Consider the following 2,280-nt stretch of genomic DNA (forward strand, 5'->3'; position numbering starts at 1 on the left):
ACGTGAATCCGAACGGCCGTCCAGACCGGCCGGTTCCCGGCCACTTGCCTGCTCAGGGGACAACCCCGACGCTGCGTTCGCCTCAACGACTTGCTGGTACTGCCGAAGCCGATTGAAAGACATATTGAGTTTTTTTCCCATGTCTTCGGTGAAGTCTTGGTAATCTTTTTTCAACGACTGTCGCTGCTGATCAGTACCGGTGAGTCGGCTGACTATGCTCTCCCTGCCCTCCCTTTGGAGCCAATCGCTAAACTTTCGTTGATTGCTGGCCATATTCCAGACAACATTCCTCTTGGAAGTCGAGTTCGATCCGAGCTTGCTCAGCGCTTCCTTGGCTAGGTCATCAATGATGCGGGCGTCGTCGGGATAAGGATGATGCTGTTTCAACTGCGACTCGGCGCCTAGATACTGCCGCAGCCGATCGAAACTCACGACCACTTTTTTTCCTTCCTCCTTGGTAAAGGCCCTAAAATCCTCCTTCAACGACTGTTGCTGCTCATCACTGCCGGTGAGCCGGCTGACTATGCTCTCCCTGCCCTCCCTTTTGAGCCAAGCGCTAAACTTTCGTTGGTGACTGGTATTATTCCGGGAAGTCGAGACCGGTCCGAACTTACTCAGCTCTTCCTTGGCCAAGCTATCAATGACGCGGGCGTCGTCGGGATAAGGATCATGTATCTGGCGTCCCATCAGGCGCGGCCCAGGTCCAACGGCTTGGAGTTCTTGCCCCTCAGGTCCGAGCCTCCTGAAATGAGACAGTGCTGACTTAAGACGGTTCCGACCATCCCCACCGCTTGCCAAATAATCCGCGATATCAACGGCTAGTGAATCTGGATCGTTTAAAAGCCGAGAAGCCATCGAATCTCTGTTCTCTGCTCGGAGCCAACGAGCGAACCCCCTAAGAACCCATAAATTGTTCTCGACGGTAGCCTCGGGAACCCTTCCGTCCCCTCGGCCGACGCTACCGTCGGGTAGAATTTCGTAGTTTCGGACTGCTTCCGCGAACTGGTTGATACGGGTCTCGTCATCAGGATGCATGTCTCGGTCGGCGGGGCGACCACGCTTTCGAACCTTAGTTGAGACCACGTGAGTCTCCGTTGCGGCATCGACGTCTTGCTGCCCCGAACCCCTCTCCGGCGCCAGCGACTGCGGCGTCACTCGCATCGAACCGCCCACGGATCTGCGACGCGGCACACGGTCGCCGGCGTCACTGTCGTGCGAACCGAGGCGCAAGTCGCTCGGATCCTGTTCCAGGTCTCGGCTCTCTGAATAGTAGTCGTCGATCCAGGCGTCCGTATCGAAAGCTCCGGTCACGCCTTCGATCCACCCACTTACTTCGCGAGAATCGTCATCGCGCGGCTGGTTCCGTCTTGGGTACATCGATGCCGGTCCTCCGGAAATCAAATTTGGAACCTCAATCCTAATGCCTGCCGACCGCCGCCCAGCATGCTAAAGCCAGATCCAATCATGCCCCCAAGGCATGGCCGAACACCATATGGCGACGGCTTGCCGACAATCGTCTGCACTCGACCATCAGGCCGGCACATGGCTTGAGAGGCTCGCCAGCTTGCCGCTTGCCATGCGGAGCCCGCTAGAATTGGCCTTCATTTAAGCAGTTCGAGTGATATGTGGGACATGCAGCGTGAAGGGTGCCGTCAGGATTTCCGGTTCCAACCAATCCATCCGCCGGCCTTTCTGATTTCGCCGCCTCAGGCAACGGAACCATATGCGGTGTAGCTGCTGACAGAACCCGTTGCGCGCTTGATAGTTATGCGACCTATGGCGCGGCGATCAGGATGAGACGCGCGCGACAATCTGGATGAGATTCTTATGTCGCGGTCGGGATGAAGTTATCATGTTGATTGTCGCTGGCAAGAGCTTCATCGTGGTCTGATTGCCGCTCCGCGACAAACTGTGCGGTGCCTTTGATTGTCGCGAATGAGGCTGGCCTGCCGCGCTGGCGTTTGGCCTCCATGGCGGAACGTCGTCGATAGCTTTCGACGTTCATTTCGAAGATCGTTGCGTGATGAACAAGTCGGTCCACCGCGGCACCCGCCCGCAGGCATAGTTTGATAGTTGCAGGATACGGGGTCGGCATCGAGCACCCAACTCACACGTTGGTTCATGATCGCCGTATGAAATGCATCCGGCGCCATGGGCGGGTTTCGTCCGGGCCTGAAGCCATAGTAGAACCCGCAAAGGGTAGGCCGTCATAGACGGCACTAAGCACTTCAGCGACCGCGCCAGCATCCTTCGCACCCGAGGCTCTTCCCGCATCCGTAT

Annotated in this window: 2 pseudogenes; both read right to left on the reverse strand. The window is 57.1% G+C overall.

What is annotated here, in order from left to right:
* Positions 1-1,311, reverse strand: a pseudogene (locus tag QWJ46_RS30895) (hypothetical protein); the annotation flags it as partial.
* 514 nt (positions 1,312-1,825) lie between these two features.
* Positions 1,826-2,047, reverse strand: a pseudogene (locus QWJ46_RS30900) (hypothetical protein); the annotation flags it as partial.
* Positions 2,048-2,280 lie beyond the last annotated feature (233 nt).

Source organism: Rhizobium sp. CBN3, from assembly GCF_030518245.1.
In the GTDB taxonomy this organism is placed as follows: domain Bacteria; phylum Pseudomonadota; class Alphaproteobacteria; order Rhizobiales; family Rhizobiaceae; genus Rhizobium; species Rhizobium aethiopicum_A.